The sequence below is a fragment of the Brevibacterium sp. VCM10 genome (genome assembly GCF_000583215.1).
Classification (GTDB): Bacteria; Actinomycetota; Actinomycetes; order Actinomycetales; family Brevibacteriaceae; genus Brevibacterium; species Brevibacterium linens.
The window spans coordinates 1-991 of sequence record NZ_JAJB01000113.1 but is presented as its reverse complement, the minus strand read 5'-3'; the positions used below and the strand labels follow the sequence as shown (position 1 = coordinate 991).

Annotated in this window: 1 protein-coding gene; it reads right to left on the bottom strand. The window is 64.8% G+C overall.

What is annotated here, in order from left to right; all coding sequences use genetic code 11:
* Window positions 1-844 (bottom strand): EAL domain-containing protein (locus AD89_RS0117535; protein WP_035321517.1); only part of this gene is annotated, 844 nt, incomplete at its 3' end.
* Window positions 845-991 lie beyond the last annotated feature (147 nt).

Here is a 991-nt window from a genome sequence, read left to right as displayed (position 1 = left end):
TCACCAGCGGCTCACGCCGGAGCCCCTGAGAGATCGAATACGGTGTGCCCAATGCCGGAAGGTTGCGTGAGTAGTGGGAGACGAGAGCGTCCTCGTTCGGTTCGGAGAACGGCTGCGGCTGTTTCGTGGCCTCACCGAAATAACGCCCCGACATGAATCGTGCCCCCAGGGCACGCACCCGGTCGAGATCGTCTTCGGTCTCGACGCCGTCGGCGAGGATGACCGCGCCGGTGCGTTCGAGATGGGCGTGGAGGAGGCGGTTGAGTTCAGCCAGATGGGAGTCGCAGGCGATGCGCAGGACGTCCGGGTGGAGTCCGACGACGGAGGGATTGACCAGCGGGACGAAGGAGGTGCTGCGCAGGTCGGCACCGACCGATGACATGCCCACGCCCCATCCCATGGCGCGCGCCGAGCGCACCGAACGCAGCACTGAGGCCGGAGACGAGGCAACACGGTTGGCGTCGAGCTGGAGGATCACCGACCGGTCGGGTTCCCCGGCACGGTCCTCGAGGGTGGCGAAGGATTCGGCTTCGGCGTGGAGGAACAGGCGGTTGGACTTCGGCAGTCCTGCGCCTTCGGCCGTGCGCAGCGCCGAATCCCGCAGGGAGGCGTCGATATCACCGGTGATCGTCGAGGCGCGCATGGCGTGGCGCAGGTTCTCCGATTCGGCACGTCCCAGTTCAGGATCACCCGTGGGAGCCTGCAGAATCTGATGGCCGACCCGTTGGAAGGTCAATACATCGACGACGGGGGCGAAATAGGTTTCGATCCCGCCCGAGCGCACGAGCTCTTCGAGCGCAAGCTCGTCTTCGGGTACGGCCTCGACCACTGTGTTTCCTTCCATGGGCTGATGTGCGTTCACAGTCTTCCACATTCGGACACAGCGGATTGTCTAAAATCTGTAACATTATTGCGCTGACAGCTGATGCTGGCCGTACCGACCGGGTGTGCTGCGAACGGTTCCTCACGCTCGGCGGGGGCCGCCTCGGCG